We start from the raw sequence: 17693 nt of genomic DNA on the forward strand, positions 1-17693 counted from the left end.
TCTATACCCCGTCCCCTTGGGGCAGGAGTCTTGATTGATGGCGAGGAGCAGGGACGATTCCCCTATGGAGGCTGTGGAAAACTGCGCTAACATTTCACGAACCCCGCTCCTTTTTGACATAAAGCATCTATGACCTCTCAAAATTGAGATCAAAATCTGCTAATATTGTTTTTCAAGTAGTTGGAGAGATGGCTGAGTGGTCGAAAGCGGCAGATTGCTAATCTGTTGTACGAATCGTAAGACCGTACCGAGGGTTCGAATCCCTCTCTCTCCGTTGACAAGCCACACTAGATGGATGAGGGGCAATCTTTTGGGGTTGCCCTTTCTAATACTTTCCCAAATTCAACAACGCTCAATCTATTTTCGTTTTCCTTAATAACTTTTAGAAAAAAATCGTTCATTTCTCGATATTCTGAATGGACACGGAACCCTGAGGAGTTTGGTATTGCAATGAGTAAATTGGCATCAACACATCGCTTCAACCTTCGGAAAGCCATCACTCTGGCAACGGTCACCTTGGCGACTGGCATGATCACGGCTGCTTGCCAAGAGCAAACCCCTCCGTCCGGATCTCAAACTGGCTCAACCACTACTCCCTCAACCGCAGCCGCAGCCTTGAAAATTGGCTCTCTCTTGCCTGCCACGGGCGATTTATCCTCTGTAGGGCAACCGATGTTGGCAGCAGTCCCTTTGCTGGTTGATACCGTTAATCAATGTGGCGGTGTGAATGGAGCCGCGATCGCCCTTGTGCCCAACACCGATGATCAAACTGATCCTACCGCTGGCGCAGATGGCATGACTAAACTAGCGGAAGTCGATAAGGTGGCTGGAGTCGTGGGTTCCTTTGCCAGTGGGGTATCTTCTGCCGCCGTACCGATCGCAGTTCGCAACAAGGTGATGCTGATCTCTCCGGGCAGCACCAGCCCTGTGTTTACAGATCGCGCTAAAAAGGGTGACTTTCAAGGGTTTTGGGCGCGCACGGCACCACCCGACACCTACCAAGCCCAAGCATTAGCAAAATTGGCGTTTGATAAGGGAGTTAAAAAAGTTGCCACGGTAGTGATTAACAATGATTATGGCGTGGGCTTTGAGAAGGAATTTGTGGTGGCATTCAAAAAGTTAGGCGGCACGATCACCAACGAAGCCAAGCCCACCCGCTACGATCCCAAAGCCACCACCTTTGAAACAGAAGTGCAAGCAGCCTTTGGCGGTAAACCGCAAGCAGTCGCCGCGATCGCCTACGCTGAAACTGGTGCTCTGCTGCTCAAAACCGCTTACGAGCAAGGCTTAAGCAAAGGCGTACAGATTTTGCTGACAGACGGCTCCAAATCCGACCAGTTTCCGGAGCAAGTCGGCAAAACCAGCGACGGCAAATTTATTTTGGCGGGAGCCTTGGGTACTGTGCCCGGTGCGGATGGCAAAGCCTTAGATCAGTTTGTCAAACTGTGGCAAGCAAAATTCAATAGACCTCCTGTGGAATATGCTGCCCAAGCCTGGGATGCAGCAGCACTGCTGGCGCTTTCTGCCCAAGCTGCCCAAGCAAATACAGGAGAAGGTATTAAAAGTAAGCTGCGGGAAGTTGCCAATGCACCCGGTGTAGAAGTGTCTGATGTCTGCGAAGCCTTGAAGTTACTCAAAGAAGGCAAAGATATTAATTATCAAGGGGCAAGCGGCAACGTGGATGTAGATGAAAACGGCGATGTCATTGGCGTATATGACGTGTGGCAGGTGGCAGATGACGGCAAACTCAAAACCGTCGGCAAAGTGAAGCCTCAGTAATGTGTTGAACTAGCCTAGCGACCAAAAGTGTAGGCAATTCCAAACAATATACCGACATCCAGACCACCGGCGGGTGCGAAGTTAGCAGCGGCGGTTGCAGTCAGGCGATCGGTGATTGGAAAATCTAGTCCACCTGTCACGATAAAATCAACTGCCTCATTCCGGGTTGAAATGGAAATTCCAGCCCCAACATAGGGATTAAATTGAATCGCCCCGGCGGACACAAGCGGAAAATCGTAGGTGATCGGCACCAGAAACGTGACTGCATCTGTCACAAATATCCCTGGGCGAACAGAGGCAAAATCGGTCAGGGCAACTTTACTAAAAGCAGCAAAGCTCGTATTCCCGATCGCCGTATCGCCTGTCACTCCGATATTGACTCCTGCTCCCACATAGCTGCGTCCATTTAAACTCAGCTTTCTGGGAGCCACTGCCGCCTGTTCTGTTGCAGGGGGTGTCTGAGTCAATATAGGTGCCTGAGTAACCTCCAAAGGTGATTGAGGGGCGAGGGTTGTAGCAGAAGTTGAAGTCGTTCCTGGAATGGGAATTGATAGATCATTAGTATTAAAATCATTGAACTCAAGCGGAGTTTCTGCCTGCGGTGCAACTGATGAACTTGACGGGGCGGCATCGAGCGCTAATTGAGATATTTCACCGATTTCAGCAGGCGATGGATTAGCAGGGTCGCTAGCGGATGCAACCTGTCCGGATGTTTGCAAGCAAAATGCCGTTGAGGCAGCAAGTATAAGAATATGTTGAGCTAAGCAAAATCTCACGGTATGAACTCCTCAATGTAAGACGGTTAGAGTTACGGATATAATGTTGGTCTAACAGCTTAGGACAGTCCTGCTGAAGCAAGCCTACAACAGTCTAAATCGGCTTTCTGACAGCGGTTGCTACACTACATATGGCAACCGTAGTAACTGGACAAACGGGTATTTATCCTTGCGTTAAATTGATTAGTAAATCAATCTCTCGAAAAGCTACCGTTTATTCAAGAGCAAATTTAGTTTCACCAAGACACTTTATTAGCCGATTCCAGAATATTAGTTGAACCGAGTAAACTTCACCTCTGTCGGGAGAAGTAGCGATCGCCACTCCCATTAAGCCGAGATCAAGCAGATCGTCAAAGTCTACCCGTCAGTTTGGATAGGCACTTGCTTTTATGAATATGCCACCGATTTATACCCCTCTGAGTTTTAAACGGGTTTAGTACACTTGCCCTTGACTGATTGGGATTGACTATTTGTTTTAACGGAAAAAGTTCACCCGCCGCTATCTGATGGCAACTACTTGCTTATGCATTATGGCGGTCGGGTGCAAGCCTTGTTAGGCATCATTGTGCATTTCAGCCGCAAGCAAAAATTGTACGCTCCGGAAATTCTTTCGCTTCCCAATGCTTACGGATTTTAGTTGCCGCTCTAGCAAACCGCTGATTTTCATCGTCGCCATGCATCGCCTCAACAAAGGTGACATCTCCTGATTACTTAGCGACGCGCAAGATGCCTCGATTTTGACCAATACGGGTCGAACGGCTTCGGAATCTTGGGTCTAGCTCATAGATACCAGAAACAAACGCATATTCTACCGATGCACTGGTTTCGGAGATCTTTTCGATGTCGATGCACATCCAATCAACGGTTCGCATTTTTTCCATGATGTATGAATGACACCTAACGACAAAGATAAGCGGCGACAAGAAAGCTAGAGATGAAGTACAAAAGCCCTACTCGCCGCTTCATCGCAGTTTTAGACCCTATCTCAGCGCAAACAACAACGTTCGAGAGCAAGTCTTGACCAATTAAAGTAAACTAGTTTATATTAAACGAGGAGACGATCATGGATATCGATCAACTATTCGTAAACGCGCCCAACCCGGAGGATTTTGCTGGGTTTCTGATTTGGCAGTTGTCAAACAAATGGGAAAAGTACGTCAATCAACAGCTCAAGGAGTTCAATACCAGCCAGGGAGAGTGTTTTCATCTCATCTCGATCTTGCAATTATCCGCAAGACTAAGTGAGGTCACTCAAGTTGATGTTGCTCGGGTGACGGGAGGGTCAATGATGAATTCCTCCAAGATATTGAAAAGCCTAGAGAAGAAGAAGTGGATAACGCGCCAAACGGCTTCCGACCCACGGGCTAAAAAAGTTGAGATAACCGAGGCAGGCATAGCTATCGCAAAAGATACGGCTATGGTGCTCGGAAAAGCCAATGAGATTTTTTTCGGTGTAAATCATACCGAAAAACTGATTACTACGCTTCAAGAAATCAACCGAAATCACTCATAAATAACTAACATGAACTCACAGCAAATTCATCAATTTCTTGAATCTATTATTCAGAGCTTTTTCCAGTCGTTTGTATCTCAAATGCTGGTGATAACGATTGTTTACTTCCTTGTCTGGAAAATCTTTGCGCCTAAGTTTAAGCGTTTCCGCATTCAACCCGTTAAACGCGCTGGCTCAGTGCAAATTCGGCAAGAAATCAAAAACAGCGTAATTGTAGTATTGGCAGGTTTGTTCACAACTCCCATTGTGCTTATATTGCAGCAAATGGGTTACACCAAAATCTATACTGATCCTAGCCAGTACGGGCTTGAATATCTAATTTTTAATGTGGTGATACTGTGGCTCATCGGCGATGCTTGGTTTTATTTTGCCCATAGAGGGCTTCACCAGCCAGCACTTTACAGGTATATTCATGCGGTTCATCATCAAAGCTTAGATGTCACTCCTTACACCACGCTGTCGTTTCACTTCCTGGAACCTTTAATTCTTTCAGGCTGGATTTATATTGCGATTTTCCTGTTTCCGGTCAGCGTTGTAGCCATTGGAATCAATCAGGTTGTAGGGTTGCTAAATAATATCAAATCCCATCTTGGGTATGAATTTTATCCAAAGTTTTTTGATAGAACACCCCTTAAATATTTGGTTAACAGTACACACCACAATCAGCACCATACGAAGTACAACGGCAATTATGGGCTGTCTCTAAGATTCTGGGATCTTGTTTTCGGTACAGAGTTTGATGATTATGACCGGACTGTAAGCCAAGTAAAGAACCGTAGAAATCCGGTAAGAATCGTTGACAATTCAATATATAGAACAATCAAGATCTCCAAAGTTGTACCTGAGACTCACGAAGCCACTTCAATTTATTTCGAGCCTGAAGACAAAAACTTCTATAACTACTTGCCAGGGCAACATATTAACCTCCGTATCAAAGTTGGAGGTAAGGTATATGAGCGCATTTTTTCCCTCAGCAGTTCTCCTGTAGTAGATAATTTTTTACGGATTACGGTAAAGCAGCATAGTGTGGTGACTACTTACCTGAGGAATGAAGCCAAAGTTGGTGATGAAATTCAGGCTTTGTATCCCTGGGGGCAATTTAATGTATGCCTCAATCCTGACAAAGCTAAAAATTATTTAATGATTGCTGGGGGTAGTGGTATTACACCGATTTATTCAATGGTTAGGTCGATTCTGGCAAAGGAAAAAGATAGTAGGGTAGTCCTACTTTATGCTAATAAAAGCACAGAGGGGTCGATCTTCTTCCAGGAAATTGAGGATCTTAGCAACAGATATGATAATTTTTCAGCTTTAGACTTTATCAGTGGTCAAAAACGCTTGGATAGAGACATTCTTGTTCAGTCTCTCCAAAGCCAGATAAATCCAGAAATATATATTTGTGGTCCTGCGGGGTTCAAAAGAACAATTAAAACCTATTTGAAAGATTTAAGAGTTAGTACAAAACGTTTACACGAAGAAGACTTCGCTAATGGATATGTGAGTTTTCTTAACTAATCCTTTCAGCAAGCCTTATTTGATTTCTATTGCCTACTAATTCTAAAGGCGGTTTTGATGTGGCGGCGATCGAAGACCACTATTAAATACCATTCTCATGGTTGGCTCTTAAATAGCTGACTTTAGTTGTACATCAAATTACGTTATACGTTAGCCCAAAATTTTCTGAATATCTTATTTATAGGGGCGATCGCCCGAAAGTTTCTGGATAACGCCGCCATGAAAAACCGACCTACAAATGGCAGAATGCAACCCTTACGGCAAGTCTGCTAATGCTCTAACTAAGGCTGCCCCCATTGCCTTGCAGCCCAGCAGGGTCATCCCTTCCGATATGATATCGCCCGTACGATAGCCCTGATCCAGCACCTTCATTACGGCTTGCTCAATGAGATCGGCTGCGGCAGGTTGATCTAGCCCATAGCGCAACATCATCGCCGCACTCAAGACTTGCGCCAAAGGATTTGCCTTATCTTGTCCGGCAATATCAGGGGCAGAGCCATGCACCGGTTCAAACAAACCTGGATTTGCAGCCCCCAAACTGGCAGACGGTAACATGCCGATGCTGCCCGTGAGCATGGCGGCTTCATCGGACAGAATATCGCCAAAGAGGTTGCCTGTAACGATGGTGTCGAACTGACGTGGATTGCGGACGAGTTGCATGGCGGCGTTGTCTACATACATATGAGACAGTTCTACATCGGGATAGTCGGCAGATAGGGCAGTGATGCGATCGCGCCAGAGTTGCGACACTTCCAGCACATTCGCCTTATCCACAGAACAAAGCCGCTTGTTGCGCTTCCGGGCTGCCTCAAACGCCACGCGCCCAATCCGGTCAATTTCCGACTCCGCATATGCCATGGTGTTTACGCCACGCTTTTCACCCGATTCCGTAGTAAACACGCCCTTGGGTTGTCCAAAGTAAATGCCACCCGTCAACTCCCGCACCACCATAATGTCTACGCCTTCCACCACTTCTCGCTTGAGGCTGGAAGCATCGATCAACTGGGGCAAAATTTTGGCAGGGCGCAGGTTGGCAAACAACCCCAGCGCTGATCGAATGCCGAGCAATCCAGTTTCAGGACGCAGATGTCGCGGCAATGTGTCGTATTTGGGGGCACCGATCGCCGCCAGCAACACCGCATCACTGGTTTTACAAGTTTCTACCGTGGCAATCGGCAGGGGTTCACCCGTCGCCTCTATAGCCGCCCCACCCAACAGCGCTTCCTCAAACTCAAAGCTCAGGTCTAGCTGGGTTCCCACCACCTGCATCACCTCCACGGCAACTGCCATAATTTCGGGACCAATGCCGTCACCAGGAAGTAGGGTAATGCGGTAGGGCTGAGTCATAGGGCGTTTGGATGGAAATATTTCACAGGCTATCCATCATAAGTCAAGACGGCATCCCAAACCAGCCGCCTCAACTTTAGATAAAAACTTTCTTGACGAAGATCTCCGAAATGCTGCTAATCCAGTAAGCTAAACGTTGACTGATCGGTTTCAACGGGAAACAGCCGTTGGAGGAAACAGGGAAAGCGCAGTGTAAATCTGCCACTGTCCCGCAACTGTAAAAGAAGGAATGAATTTTAAGTCTTGAATTTTGAGTCAGGCAATCCAACTCAAAACTAAGAACTCAAAACTCAAAACTCCTTAAGTCAGAACGCCTGCCGATAGTCACACTACACACCGTCTCATCTGCGAGGTACAGAGTGAAGGCATATCATCGAAAATGGGTCAGCCTGGGAAGCATGGCTGGCTTGACTTGTTATTTATTACTCGGCTCGGCAACTCCTGCCGCTGCCATGCATATTGCGGAGGGGTTTCTGCCCGTGCAGTGGGCGCTGTTTTGGTGGGCGGTGTCGCTGCCGTTTTTTGTGGTAGGGCTGCGATCGCTGACCCGTATTACCAAGGAATACCCTGAACTGAAGCTGCTGCTGGCGTTGGCAGGCGCATTCACCTTTGTCTTGTCGGCGCTCAAAATTCCATCGGTCACGGGCAGTTGTTCCCATCCCACAGGCACGGGCTTAGGTGCCATCCTATTCGGTCCGCTGATCATGACCGTGTTAGGGACGCTAGTGCTAATTTTTCAGGCTATTCTGCTGGCTCATGGTGGCGTGACGACCTTGGGCGCAAACGTTTTTTCGATGGCGATCGTCGGACCGCTAGTTGCCTTCGTTGTTTACAATCTGGTGATTAGAACTGGCAAGCAAAAACTAGCCGTTTTTCTCGCTGCAATGCTAGGAAATTTGCTCACCTATTTAACCACCGCTGTGCAATTAGCCTTGGCATTTCCGGCTGTTCAGGGCGGTTTTCTTGCCTCATTCGCTAAGTTTGTTGGCATCTTTGCCATCACCCAACTCCCCTTAGCCATCAGTGAAGGCTTACTGACAGTGCTGGTTTGGGGCTGGCTGCAAAAATATGGGCAACAGGAATTGCAAGCTCTCAACATCTTTGAAACAGGAGCCATCACTCATGAATAAATTGTCGAGTAGCTGGCTGCTGCTGTTGGGGGTAGTCATTTTGGCGCTAGGACCTCTTTTTGTGCTGCAAGGAAAAGAGTTTGGCGCAACCGATGGCAATAATACCGCCGCAATTCAGGAGATTCATCCAGACTACAAACCCTGGTTTAACCCTTTGATTAAAGATTCGGGTCCTGAAATTCAAACGTTTTTATTTGCAGCCCAGGCAGGAATTGGTGCCGGAATCGCGGGCTATGTTTTGGGCTTATACAAAGGGCGATCGCAAGCTCGTAAAAAAACTGATCCTTAGCTACAGCACTGCACATTTAATTTATAGAGAGTCTTATGGCTGCAAAAATTCCAGTAACCGTCATTACCGGATTTCTCGGTAGTGGCAAAACGACGCTAATCCGTCAGCAATTGCAAAACAATCAAGGTCGCCGCATCGCCGTATTGGTGAATGAGTTTGGCGAAATCGGCATTGATGGCGACTTGCTGCGATCGTGCCAAGTGTGTGATGAAGATGGCGAACCCAGTGCGACCAATATTGTGGAACTGAACAACGGTTGCCTGTGCTGCACCGTGCAAGAAGAGTTTTTGCCGACGATGCAAGAACTGTTGAAGCGGCGCGATCGCATCGACTGTATTTTGATTGAAACCTCTGGGTTAGCCTTGCCCAAGCCATTGATCCAAGCGTTTCGCTGGCAAGAAATTCGCACAGGCGCAACGGTGGATGCAGTGATCACGGTCGTGGATTGCGAAGCCGTGGCAACGGGCACCCTCGCCGCCGATCTGGGGGCATTAAACGAGCAGCGCCTAGCCGACCCTAATCTAGATCACGAAACTCCCTTAGAAGAACTGTTTGAAGATCAGCTTGCCTGCGCCGATTTGGTGCTGCTGACTAAGAGCGATCGCGTCGATCTGCAAACCCAGACCCAGGTGAGAAACCGCGTTCAGCAAGAATTGCGAACTGGCGTGAAAATCATTGCTTGTCAAGATGGGCAGATTAGCGCCGACATCTTGCTGGGGTTTAACGCCGCCGTGGAAGACAACCTGGATGCCCGTCCTAGCCATCACGATACGGAAGAAGAGCATGAGCATGACGACACGATTACCTCAGTGCCCGTGATTTTTACCGCAGCAGTAGAGCCACAAGCCTTACTGCAAACTCTGAAGCAGTTAATTGCCGACCAGGAAATCTATCGGATTAAAGGCTTTGTCAATGTGGTTAACAAGCCGATGCGGATGGTGTTGCAGGGGGTGGGCGATCGCATTGAAACTTTTTATGACCGTCCTTGGCAACCCGATGAAATCCGTGAGACTCGACTGATCGTCATTGGTCAGGCGCTCGATCCCGCGCAAATTCTTGCAGCTATTCAACCTTTGTCCCCGATTGCATCATGAACCATCCCCACGCAATTTTTGTTTGCACAACCTGTGGCAAAAATCAGCACAGCGATCGCAAAAATGATCCCAGTGACGGCGATCGCCTGCTTGCCCAACTGCAAACCCTCCACCAAACTTCGTCACTACACTCAATCTCAATTCAGCCCGTGAAATGTATGGGCGTGTGTGAGCAAGACTGCGCGATCGCCCTCGTCTCTCCCGGCAAACGTACCTACCTGTTTGGTAACTTGCCCACGGATGCCGCCCGGATTGAATCCACTGCATCCGCCGTCCTGGATTGCGCCAGTCAATATCAGGCAAAAGCCGATGGTGCCCTTGCCTATGGCGATCGCCCAGAGCTTTTGAAAACGCGAGTGCTGGCACGGATTCCGCCTTTGCCGCTGACCACTTCCCAAGAGTTACCGGAGGAATCCTATGCGGCTAAAAGATAGCGTATGGCAAGGCAACTTTGGCTATTGGCAAACGGGCTATATTCACACCAACCTGCTGATGATTGGCTATCTTGCTTGGAGCGGCTTTCTCCAGTTTGGGCGCGGCTTTGTGGTGTGTACTGTGGATGAAGCAGCAATCGCCACCAACACCACCCCGCTGACTCTCAGTCCATTTACGGCTCAGTTTATTCCTGCCGCTCAGCTATGCGCTGTTTTATCGTTGGCAAGCATGACCGGAACGCTTCCCGCCTGCGAGCTAACCGAGATCCCTGCTTTGCAAAAACAGGCAAATGATTACGATCCAAACCGAGACGTTATGATTCTGTTAATTGCAAACGGTCGCATGGAGGCAAGCCTTTTACATAATTTGGCGATCGCCCCCCAAGACTGCCACCAGCAAGTGTGCGATCGCTGGGAAGAATTTCAACCCTGTTTAATGTCATCTCAGGAACCATGAGTTCATTGTCGTAATGCCACAACCTGCTATTCGTATTTCTAAACCAACCCGCTACCAAAACGCCGCGCTGAACTACTATCTCAGCCTCACCGATTCCCCCTATCTGCACTATGGCTATTGGGAAACTCCGCCAGAATCCCCTGAAGACCTGACCATTGCCAAACTCTGCCTTGCCCAAGCCGCCTACACTCAAAAATTGATGGCGTTGATTCCCGAAGGCACTCACTCAATCCTCGATGTGGGCTGTGGAACTGGAGGAAACGCCACCTATCTGCTCGATCGCGGCTTCACCGTCGAAGGACTCGCCCCCGATACTTTTCAACAAGAGCGATTTCTGGCTGCCACATCCGGCAGGGCACTGTTTCACCTGACCCGATTTGAAGACTTTAAAACCACCCACCCGTTTGATCTCGTGTTGATGAGCGAAAGTAGCCAATATATGAGCGCTCAAGACATTGCTCAAGGAGCAGCGCGGGGGCTGAAGCCGGGTGGCTATTTGCTGCTTGCCGACATGCTCCGCTCCGATGCGACTTACACCGAAGGCATTTTCTCCAATTGCCATGTGGTAGAAGATTTGCACCAAGCCCTGCTTCAGAATGGGTTCACTTTAGTAAAAATGGAAGATATTTCTACCCAAGCTGCCCCCACGATTGAGATTGGCATCGATGCCTTTCGCCGATTTGGAATTAGTACGGTGAAATATATTGCCGATGTGGTGCAAATTGCGGTTCCGCCCGTTTATAAATTGTTGCAGTGGGCATATAAACGCTGGCTGGAAAAACCCGTGGAGGAAGGGTTACAAGCAGGCGAAATTTTTAATCGACATTTGTGCTATCAGATGCAACTGTGGCAGTTATCGGCAAAAGATGGTTGACTCCTATGAGCTATATCTATGAGCTATATCTATGAGCCATATCATCGATAGTCTTGCCTATACGAATCGTCTGCGCGGGTTGCCGCCGATGCATAAGTTTGGGTTTGCGATCGCCCTATTGATTGGCTCCCTGATTGCTCCCCTCTTGGTGCAGGTGCTAATCAGTGTGTGGATAGCCCTATGGATAGTGGGCTACGCAGGCATTCCAGGAATGCTCTATCTGCGCCTGCTATCTTTGCCCCTAGGGTTTTGGCTGACCAGTTTGCCTGCCTTTGTGCTTAACGGAATCAGGCTAAATCATCAGCAAGCCCTGCAATGGGATGTTTGGCGAGGGTGGGGGATTCCTGTGGGGAGCTTTTATCTGTATATCAGTCAAACTGGGCTACATCAGGTCAGCTTGCTGCTGGCGCGAGCCTTGGCATCCACAAGCTGTCTATATTTCATTTTGCTGACGATTCCATTTACCGAAATCTTGCAAATTTTGCGACAATTGCGCTGTCCTCCACTGCTGACGGAACTGCTGATGCTGATGTATCGCTTTATCTTTAGTGTGCTGGCGATCGCCGATGAACTCTGGATTGCCCAAAATGCCCGGAGTGGTTACCGCACTTGGAAGCGAGGAATGCAAAGCTTGGGCATTTTGATTGGGCAGTTGCTGCAACGCACTCTCGAAAATTATCGCCAAGTCTCCCTCAGTCTGGCGGCGCGTGGCTTTACGGTCGATCTGCGCGTGTCTCATTCTCGGTCTTATCAACCATCGCGACGTTACACCTTAGAAGCGTTGTTTGGCGGTTCGGTTTTAGTCGCCCTCAGCCTGGTAAATTTCGGTCGGTCGGGAAGTTGAATTGCGTGGGTATGTCGATGTCTGAGTGGATGCTTGAATTTGAAAATGTTTCGTTCCGGTATCCTTGCAGTCCGCGATCGGCATTGGAAACACTGAACTTGAAAGTGCCTCAACAAAAACGCTGTGCGCTGATTGGACAAAACGGCTGTGGCAAAACCACTTTCTTTTTAATGGCAGCAGGATTATATCAGCCCCAGAGCGGCAAGGTTTACTGGCAAGGGCAACCAGTACGATACGATCGCCCCTTTCTTGCCCAACTCCGGCAACACCTGGGGCTAGTGTTTCAAAATCCAGATCATCAAGTGGTCGCTTCCACTGTGGAAGAGGATATTTCCTATGGGCTACACAATCTAGAGCGACCCGCCGCCGAAATTAATCAACGAGTGCAGCAGGCGATCGCCGATTTCGATCTGACCGATTTGGCTCATGAGCCGATTCATCACCTGAGTTTGGGACAAAAAAAACGTCTCTCCATTGCCGATGTCATGGTGCTGAATCCTAAGTTGCTGCTGCTGGACGAACCCACCGCCTACCTCGACCCCCGCCATACCCGTGACCTGCTTGCTCAACTCCAGCAAATTCATGCTGCAGGTACCACGATTCTTCTCGCCAGCCATGATCTCGATTTTGTCTATCGGTGGGCAGATTGGGTATTTGTGATGGATCAAGGGCATCTGGTTTTGGAAGGAACCCCGGATACTGTTTTTGCCCAACGAGAAACCTTAGAACATTTACAGCTTGGAGTTCCGCTCACGATTGAACTGTTGGAGCAACTCAAGGCGATCGCGACAGAAAATCAGGAAATCAGTTCTCAAACCTTCACCGATTGGCAGCAACAAGTTCTTCAAGCGCGTCGGCTAAGGTAAAGGCTTCATCGAAGGTCACATCCTAGACAGAAATAGCGATGCCTTAAGTCAGGCTGCATAAACCGCTTGCTCTAGCCGCATAAGTTGGCTAGGAGTAGATAAGGTTGGAATCCCTCGTGGGGAAATCTTAAGCGACAAGACGGGTTCTGCATGGTGGCGAACTTGGTTCAACATCATGGGTAAATCTGCCCGAACTTGCCGCCAGTAAACCTGAGAAAACTGAGTGTAATCAAACTGGCAACCCTGAAAGACGCGATCAATCCGTCGATAGCGATAGAGCGACCAATGACAAAGAATTTGCCATGAAGGATGCAAATCCTCAACGGTGACTAATTGACACGCTTTGCGGCGCAGTTCAGGTAAATACTCTTCTAGCCAAAATTGCATCATCTTGCGATAGCCAGGGTTTTTCATCGCTTGCTGTTGCAAAATTTCATCACGTCTCACTCTAAACCTCTCCAAAAGTTCACTCGGCAAATTGCAGATTCCCTGCTCTGCATCTTCGCGCAGATCACGCAGGTGGTTATAGAACTGATCTAACATGCCAAAATAGCTGGCGGCTTGATGATGGGTTTCCGAGAGAAAGGGTAAAACCTGGAAAAATGACCCTCCGAGGTCTGTTAGCATTTGCTCATAGTCTGCCATCGTATTGATGACTAAATCAGCGGCATGATAGTGCGCGATCGCCCGCACATATCGCTTCCAGGCAGTTAAAGATAATTGCGGTGAGGTTTGGTCACTCTGATCAAACCAGCAGGATTGCATCTTAGTCAGTAACTCATAATAGGCGCATCCCGGCTCGACCGTTCCCGTTGCAACTAAACGCCGCCAACCCCCTAAAAAACTTTGGAAGATAGAGGCTTTTTTGCACAAAAGTTCATTCTCTGCAAATCGATCAATCAATCGAATCCAGCGAATCCGCTCAACCCACTGAGCGCGAATTGGCTGATCTAGTTCCATCACCCAAGCAGCACTGTCCTCGTCCTTTAAAGCATCATCTGAAATCCCATAGTAATTAGATGAGCCAACTAAATCAGCAATCATTTCCGCTTGCAGGCGAATTGAATCCGTTAGAGGGCTGCACAGGGCTGTAGTATGTTTCATTGTCCGAAAACCAGTGGTAGATGTGCCTGAAGATGCTTGCTTTGCCTCAATTACCCGTTAGCGTTCCCAATCTTGGAGGAAACTAACGATCTTGCCGATTTCAGCGATCGCCTTTTGCTCTGCCTAAAAACTGAGACTTCTTTGAATAAGACCCAGAGAGGGGGGATCGAATTGGTATAATCAGTCCGCAACTAAACTATTGAGTGTGTCGTCTTGAGCATTAGGCTTAAGACATTATTGGTGAGTTGGCTGAGGCTGACCACAATAGAGCACCCCCCATCATTAGCAGGCTAGTCGCTCTTCGTGAGGAATATCCAAATCCATGTCTTTATTTGATTGGTTCGCAAATCGACAAAAATCCGGTCCTATCAGTAAAGATCGCCAAGAGCGAGAAATTGCAGATGGGCTTTGGTCAAAATGTGAAGCTTGCAGTGTTCTTACTTATACCAAAGATTTGCAAGCAAATCAGATGGTGTGTCCAGATTGTGGACACCATAACCGCGTTTTCAGCGATGAACGTATCCGTCAACTGATTGATGCTAATACGTGGATGCCGATCGATACGGGGTTGGTCGCTACCGATCCGCTCCAGTTTCGCGATCGCAAACCCTACAGCGATCGCCTGCGCGATATGCAAGAAAAAACCAAGCTAAACGATGCCGTTCAAACTGGAATTGGTCGGCTTGATGGCTTGCCCGTTGCTTTGGGAGTCATGGATTTTCGATTTATGGGCGGCAGCATGGGGTCAGTGGTGGGCGAAAAGCTGACTCGTCTAATTGAACGGGCGACTCGTGAGCGCCTGCCGACTATCATTGTGTGCGCGTCCGGCGGAGCCAGAATGCAAGAAGGAATGCTTAGCCTGATGCAGATGGCAAAAATTTCTGGCGCGCTCCATCGATTGCAGGCTGCACGATTGCTATATATTCCCGTACTGACTCACCCGACGACCGGCGGGGTTACGGCTAGTTTTGCCATGTTAGGTGACATTATTTTGGCAGAACCTAAAGCCACGATTGGGTTTGCGGGACGGCGAGTAGTGGAACAAACTCTACGCGAAAAACTTCCTGAGGATTTCCAAACGGCGGAATATCTACTCCAGCATGGGTTTGTCGATGCGATCGTGCTGCGGACTCAGCTTAAACTAACCTTAGCTCGGTTGATTCGGTTACACCAACCCAGCACTTCTACTCATCTGCCGATTCACTTAACAGAAACGCGATCGCTCACCATGACAATCCCCGACTAGGGAACTCTATTTCTGAATATCTGTTTCAGTCTTTGGGAAAGGGATCACTCAGTGGGATGATAGTTATATCAAAACAACTTAGTCTGCTTGCATAAGAAATATACGGCAAGTTTTGCAGACCACTTAATGACCTATCCAATAGAAAAAGTTTGCCTTTGGGCGATCGCTTTTTCTGGGGCATTTAGTAAGAAGCTTCCTACTCAAAATTCCCTAGCCTTTTTGGTTTTTTTGATAAACCTACCGAGCGTTGGGATTTGCCCGGAAGACTGTTGCAAAAGTCAGTTTTTGTAATTTCAAACACTTCTTATTAAATTTCACAGATAGTCATAGAACTCGTACACCCAAGCCACCCTAAGGAGAACCATGCTTAAAAGATACATTTGGCTCACCGTAGCCACTGTACTCTTTGCCTTTCAGGTCTTTGTTGGTAATGCGACCGCTGCTGAACTAGATGCAGCCATTCGCACCATTCCACAAAATGGAGACGGTGATAGTGTTACCCTCAGCCTGAAGCAAGTCAAAGAAGGAAAGCGTTTATTTCAATATGCCTGCGCTCAATGTCATGCAGGTGGAGTCACCAAGACCGACCCCAACGTTGGGCTAGATCCAGAAGCCTTATCCCTAGCGACCCCTCCCCGCAATAGCATCGATGCTCTAGTGGAGTATATGAAAGATCCAACTAGCTATGACGGAGTGGAATCGATCGCTGAAATTCATCCTAGTTTGAAAAGTAAGGATAATTTTCCCACCATGCGGAACCTCACTCAGGATGATTTAGTGGCGATCGCGGGTCACGTTTTGCTTCAGCCTAAAGTGGTTGGAGACAAATGGGGCGGCGGCAAAATCTATTACTAAATTACGACTTGTACTTAGGGGTTCTCATGCCGCATAAAAAGTTTTGGCTTCACCTGTTGGTTTGTATCTTTTCATTGTGCTTGCCAATGGTTACCATGAGCCTTCCTGCTTATGCAGCAGTTGACCCCTACATTACCCGCTTTTTAAAGGTCACCGAACCGATTCCGCTCAAAGTGGATTCCGCAGGAAACACCCGCCTCTTCTCTGCTGAAAACTTATCTGCTGGAAAAGCTCTATTCGGCAAAAATTGTTTGAATTGCCATGTGGGCGGAAACACTCTACCCGATCCAACCGTGCCGCTCTCTCTTGTCGCTTTACAAGGCGCAACCCCTAAACGCGATAACATCAACGCCCTGGTTACGTACCTCCGGCAGCCGATGACTTACGATGGCACAGAAGAAACCTTAGTCTGTCGGCAGGTTTCCGAGTCTTGGTTGCCAACGCCAATGGTTGAAAATATTGCGGGATTTATTTTAAGGGCGGCTCACAATGCGCCGGGTTGGGGTACGGAAACCTTCCAAAATTAGTCGGGATTCTCTTACGCTCTAAATGCGTTTTAGCTTCCCAGTTGTTTTAGAATCTAGGTTGTACGTATGCTGTAGATTGTTGAACACAATATGAAATCTATCACTTCATTTACAAAAAGCCTTTGTGTGGTCTGTGCCGCTTTTCTACTAACCCTAGGAAGCCTGTGTCTATCTGTGGCTCCCGCGGCGGCTGAAACGTTTACCGTCAAGATGGGTGCTGATAATGGCATGTTGTCATTTGTGCCTGCAAAAATTGATGTGCAACCCGGCGACACTGTGAAATGGGTCATTAACAAAGTGCCTCCTCACAACGTTGTCTTTGATGGCTCTACCATTCCGGGTGGCGATAAGGCGGTCGCTACTGCTTTATCCCATAAGAAGTTGGAAATGTCCCCTGGCACCAGCTTTGAAATCACTATTCCTGCTGATGCTCAACCGGGTGAGTATAGCTACTACTGTGAACCTCATCGGGGTGCTGGAATGGCGGGTAAGGTCGTTGTTGGCGGTTAGTTCGGATTTCTGAGCTTTGGCTGCTGTTTTGCTACCGTTGTTTGCTGTCCTCTTTATAACAGGGGTGTTTTTCTTCTCCTAGCCGCGATCGCGTTTTATCCGTTCTAAGGTAGTTCGTTCATCGCTTTAATATCGGTTCTCATTATCTGGCAGAGGAAAAAGCCCCTGTGAAAGCCCTGTTACTTGGTATTTATCTGACCATCTGGTTTGCCATTACTATTCCTTCTTCTGCATCAGCGGCAAATCTTGTAAATGGTGCTAAGTTGTTTAACGCCAATTGTTCAGCCTGTCATATGGGCGGAAACAACGTCATTATCTCAAGCAAGACCCTGAAAAAAGAAGCTCTAGATAAATATGGCATGACTTCTTTGGATGCGATTACAACCCAAGTAACAAAGGGTAGAAATGCAATGCCTTCTTTCAGAAGTCGATTAAGTGATGAGCAGATTGAGGATATTGCAAATTATGTGATCACTCAATCGCAAAAAGGTTGGTAGGTCTAATTGACCGAACACTTTATAAACCCCTAGGAG

19 protein-coding genes, 1 tRNA gene and 1 riboswitch are annotated in these 17693 nt (G+C 48.0%); of the genes, 17 read left to right on the forward strand and 3 right to left on the reverse strand.

Translation table 11 applies throughout. The features are described from left to right. The first annotated feature begins 182 nt into the window (after positions 1 to 182). A tRNA-Ser gene (locus AC1S5B_RS09775) sits at positions 183 to 274 on the forward strand. Between the two features lie 176 nt (positions 275 to 450). Continuing rightward, on the forward strand, positions 451 to 1779 hold the full coding sequence (locus AC1S5B_RS09780) for an ABC transporter substrate-binding protein (RefSeq protein WP_482035486.1): 1329 nt from the start codon (positions 451 to 453) through the stop codon (positions 1777 to 1779). Positions 1780 to 1793: 14 nt separating this feature from the next. Here AC1S5B_RS09780 and AC1S5B_RS09785 read toward each other — a convergent pair whose 3' ends face one another. Next, positions 1794 to 2555: a hypothetical protein gene (locus tag AC1S5B_RS09785; RefSeq protein ID WP_482035487.1), complete on the reverse strand. Its 762-nt coding sequence runs from the start codon at positions 2553 to 2555 to the stop codon at positions 1794 to 1796. Between the two features lie 1063 nt (positions 2556 to 3618). On the opposite strand from AC1S5B_RS09785, the gene AC1S5B_RS09790 reads away from it, so the two are divergent. Both AC1S5B_RS09790 and AC1S5B_RS09795 read left to right on the forward strand, forming a co-directional pair. Then, positions 3619 to 4068: a MarR family winged helix-turn-helix transcriptional regulator gene (locus tag AC1S5B_RS09790; protein ID WP_482035488.1), complete on the forward strand. Its 450-nt coding sequence runs from the start codon at positions 3619 to 3621 to the stop codon at positions 4066 to 4068. A 9-nt stretch (positions 4069 to 4077) separates the two neighbouring features. Further along, the gene (locus AC1S5B_RS09795; RefSeq protein ID WP_482035489.1) at positions 4078 to 5583 is read left to right on the forward strand and encodes a sterol desaturase family protein; all 1506 of its coding nucleotides are present in this window, start codon (positions 4078 to 4080) and stop codon (positions 5581 to 5583) included. Positions 5584 to 5838: 255 nt separating this feature from the next. On the opposite strand, the gene leuB is transcribed toward AC1S5B_RS09795, so the two are convergent. Next, on the reverse strand, positions 5839 to 6930 hold the full coding sequence (gene leuB / locus AC1S5B_RS09800; protein WP_482035490.1) for a 3-isopropylmalate dehydrogenase: 1092 nt from the start codon (positions 6928 to 6930) through the stop codon (positions 5839 to 5841). A gap of 128 nt (positions 6931 to 7058) precedes the next feature. Then, a riboswitch (cobalamin riboswitch) is annotated at positions 7059 to 7265 on the forward strand. Between the two features lie 63 nt (positions 7266 to 7328). Here leuB and AC1S5B_RS09805 point away from each other — a divergent pair. Genes AC1S5B_RS09805 through AC1S5B_RS09840 form a run of 8 tightly spaced genes read left to right on the forward strand, consistent with a single transcriptional unit; the run spans position 7329 to position 12918 of the window. After that, positions 7329 to 8060, forward strand: coding sequence for an energy-coupling factor ABC transporter permease (locus tag AC1S5B_RS09805; protein ID WP_482035491.1), 732 nt, complete (start codon positions 7329 to 7331; stop codon positions 8058 to 8060). Next, the gene (locus AC1S5B_RS09810) at positions 8053 to 8349 is read left to right on the forward strand and encodes an energy-coupling factor ABC transporter substrate-binding protein (RefSeq protein WP_482035492.1); all 297 of its coding nucleotides are present in this window, start codon (positions 8053 to 8055) and stop codon (positions 8347 to 8349) included. The genes AC1S5B_RS09805 and AC1S5B_RS09810 overlap by 8 nt, the downstream gene beginning before the upstream one ends. 35 nt (positions 8350 to 8384) lie before the next feature. Beyond that, positions 8385 to 9443 carry a cobalamin biosynthesis protein CobW gene (gene cobW, locus AC1S5B_RS09815; RefSeq protein ID WP_482035493.1) on the forward strand — a complete coding sequence of 353 codons (1059 nt, stop codon included), beginning with the start codon at positions 8385 to 8387 and terminating at the stop codon, positions 9441 to 9443. Then, entirely contained in the window at positions 9440 to 9877 is a 438-nt protein-coding gene (locus AC1S5B_RS09820) for a DUF1636 family protein (protein ID WP_482035494.1), read from the forward strand. The genes cobW and AC1S5B_RS09820 overlap by 4 nt, the downstream gene beginning before the upstream one ends. Then, positions 9861 to 10334 carry a hypothetical protein gene (locus tag AC1S5B_RS09825; RefSeq protein WP_482035495.1) on the forward strand — a complete coding sequence of 158 codons (474 nt, stop codon included), beginning with the start codon at positions 9861 to 9863 and terminating at the stop codon, positions 10332 to 10334. Before AC1S5B_RS09820 ends, AC1S5B_RS09825 begins: the two co-directional genes overlap by 17 nt. Positions 10335 to 10347: 13 nt before the next feature. Further along, positions 10348 to 11208: an SAM-dependent methyltransferase gene (locus tag AC1S5B_RS09830; protein WP_482035496.1), complete on the forward strand. Its 861-nt coding sequence runs from the start codon at positions 10348 to 10350 to the stop codon at positions 11206 to 11208. A gap of 31 nt (positions 11209 to 11239) precedes the next feature. Beyond that, positions 11240 to 12052, forward strand: coding sequence for a cobalt ECF transporter T component CbiQ (gene cbiQ / locus AC1S5B_RS09835; protein ID WP_482035497.1), 813 nt, complete (start codon positions 11240 to 11242; stop codon positions 12050 to 12052). Between the two features lie 17 nt (positions 12053 to 12069). Next, positions 12070 to 12918: an energy-coupling factor ABC transporter ATP-binding protein gene (locus AC1S5B_RS09840; protein WP_482035498.1), complete on the forward strand. Its 849-nt coding sequence runs from the start codon at positions 12070 to 12072 to the stop codon at positions 12916 to 12918. Positions 12919 to 12966: 48 nt separating this feature from the next. On the opposite strand, the gene AC1S5B_RS09845 is transcribed toward AC1S5B_RS09840, so the two are convergent. Then, on the reverse strand, positions 12967 to 14022 hold the full coding sequence (locus AC1S5B_RS09845; RefSeq protein WP_482035499.1) for a squalene/phytoene synthase family protein: 1056 nt from the start codon (positions 14020 to 14022) through the stop codon (positions 12967 to 12969). A gap of 322 nt (positions 14023 to 14344) precedes the next feature. On the opposite strand from AC1S5B_RS09845, the gene accD reads away from it, so the two are divergent. The 5 genes from accD (at position 14345) to petJ (ending at position 17657) form a co-directional block, all read left to right on the forward strand. Then, positions 14345 to 15268 (forward strand): acetyl-CoA carboxylase, carboxyltransferase subunit beta, encoded by a 924-nt coding sequence (accD, locus tag AC1S5B_RS09850; protein ID WP_482035500.1) that lies wholly within the window; start codon positions 14345 to 14347, stop codon positions 15266 to 15268. A 363-nt stretch (positions 15269 to 15631) separates the two neighbouring features. Continuing rightward, complete coding sequence (psbV, locus tag AC1S5B_RS09855; RefSeq protein WP_482035501.1) at positions 15632 to 16123, forward strand: photosystem II cytochrome c-550; 492 nt, start codon at positions 15632 to 15634, stop codon at positions 16121 to 16123. A 26-nt stretch (positions 16124 to 16149) separates the two neighbouring features. Beyond that, on the forward strand, positions 16150 to 16650 hold the full coding sequence (gene psbV2 / locus AC1S5B_RS09860) for a photosystem II cytochrome PsbV2 (protein WP_482035502.1): 501 nt from the start codon (positions 16150 to 16152) through the stop codon (positions 16648 to 16650). Positions 16651 to 16740: 90 nt separating this feature from the next. Next, positions 16741 to 17160 (forward strand): plastocyanin, encoded by a 420-nt coding sequence (petE, locus tag AC1S5B_RS09865; RefSeq protein ID WP_482035503.1) that lies wholly within the window; start codon positions 16741 to 16743, stop codon positions 17158 to 17160. Positions 17161 to 17327: 167 nt separating this feature from the next. Further along, positions 17328 to 17657, forward strand: a complete 330-nt coding sequence (gene petJ, locus AC1S5B_RS09870; RefSeq protein WP_482035504.1) for a cytochrome c6 PetJ — start codon at positions 17328 to 17330, stop codon at positions 17655 to 17657. Positions 17658 to 17693 lie beyond the last annotated feature (36 nt).

Source organism: Leptolyngbya sp. CALU 1928 (assembly GCF_056784215.1).

Bases quoted from the DNA above. Each gene is read 5' to 3' on its own strand.
- AC1S5B_RS09830 (WP_482035496.1), top strand. From the start codon at position 10,348: ATGCCACAACCTGCTATTCGTATTTCTAAACCAACCCGCTACCAAAAC.
- AC1S5B_RS09810 (WP_482035492.1), top strand. From the start codon at position 8,053: ATGAATAAATTGTCGAGTAGCTGGCTGCTGCTGTTGGGGGTAGTCATT.
- AC1S5B_RS09780 (WP_482035486.1), top strand. From the start codon at position 451: ATGAGTAAATTGGCATCAACACATCGCTTCAACCTTCGGAAAGCCATC.
- AC1S5B_RS09840 (WP_482035498.1), top strand. From the start codon at position 12,070: ATGTCTGAGTGGATGCTTGAATTTGAAAATGTTTCGTTCCGGTATCCT.
- AC1S5B_RS09795 (WP_482035489.1), top strand. From the start codon at position 4,078: ATGAACTCACAGCAAATTCATCAATTTCTTGAATCTATTATTCAGAGC.
- AC1S5B_RS09805 (WP_482035491.1), top strand. From the start codon at position 7,329: ATGGCTGGCTTGACTTGTTATTTATTACTCGGCTCGGCAACTCCTGCC.
- cbiQ (WP_482035497.1), top strand. From the start codon at position 11,240: ATGAGCCATATCATCGATAGTCTTGCCTATACGAATCGTCTGCGCGGG.
- accD (WP_482035500.1), top strand. From the start codon at position 14,345: ATGTCTTTATTTGATTGGTTCGCAAATCGACAAAAATCCGGTCCTATC.
- AC1S5B_RS09790 (WP_482035488.1), top strand. From the start codon at position 3,619: ATGGATATCGATCAACTATTCGTAAACGCGCCCAACCCGGAGGATTTT.
- petE (WP_482035503.1), top strand. From the start codon at position 16,741: ATGAAATCTATCACTTCATTTACAAAAAGCCTTTGTGTGGTCTGTGCC.
- AC1S5B_RS09845 (WP_482035499.1), bottom strand. From the start codon at position 14,022: ATGAAACATACTACAGCCCTGTGCAGCCCTCTAACGGATTCAATTCGC.
- AC1S5B_RS09825 (WP_482035495.1), top strand. From the start codon at position 9,861: ATGCGGCTAAAAGATAGCGTATGGCAAGGCAACTTTGGCTATTGGCAA.
- leuB (WP_482035490.1), bottom strand. From the start codon at position 6,930: ATGACTCAGCCCTACCGCATTACCCTACTTCCTGGTGACGGCATTGGT.
- psbV (WP_482035501.1), top strand. From the start codon at position 15,632: ATGCTTAAAAGATACATTTGGCTCACCGTAGCCACTGTACTCTTTGCC.
- psbV2 (WP_482035502.1), top strand. From the start codon at position 16,150: ATGCCGCATAAAAAGTTTTGGCTTCACCTGTTGGTTTGTATCTTTTCA.
- cobW (WP_482035493.1), top strand. From the start codon at position 8,385: ATGGCTGCAAAAATTCCAGTAACCGTCATTACCGGATTTCTCGGTAGT.
- AC1S5B_RS09820 (WP_482035494.1), top strand. From the start codon at position 9,440: ATGAACCATCCCCACGCAATTTTTGTTTGCACAACCTGTGGCAAAAAT.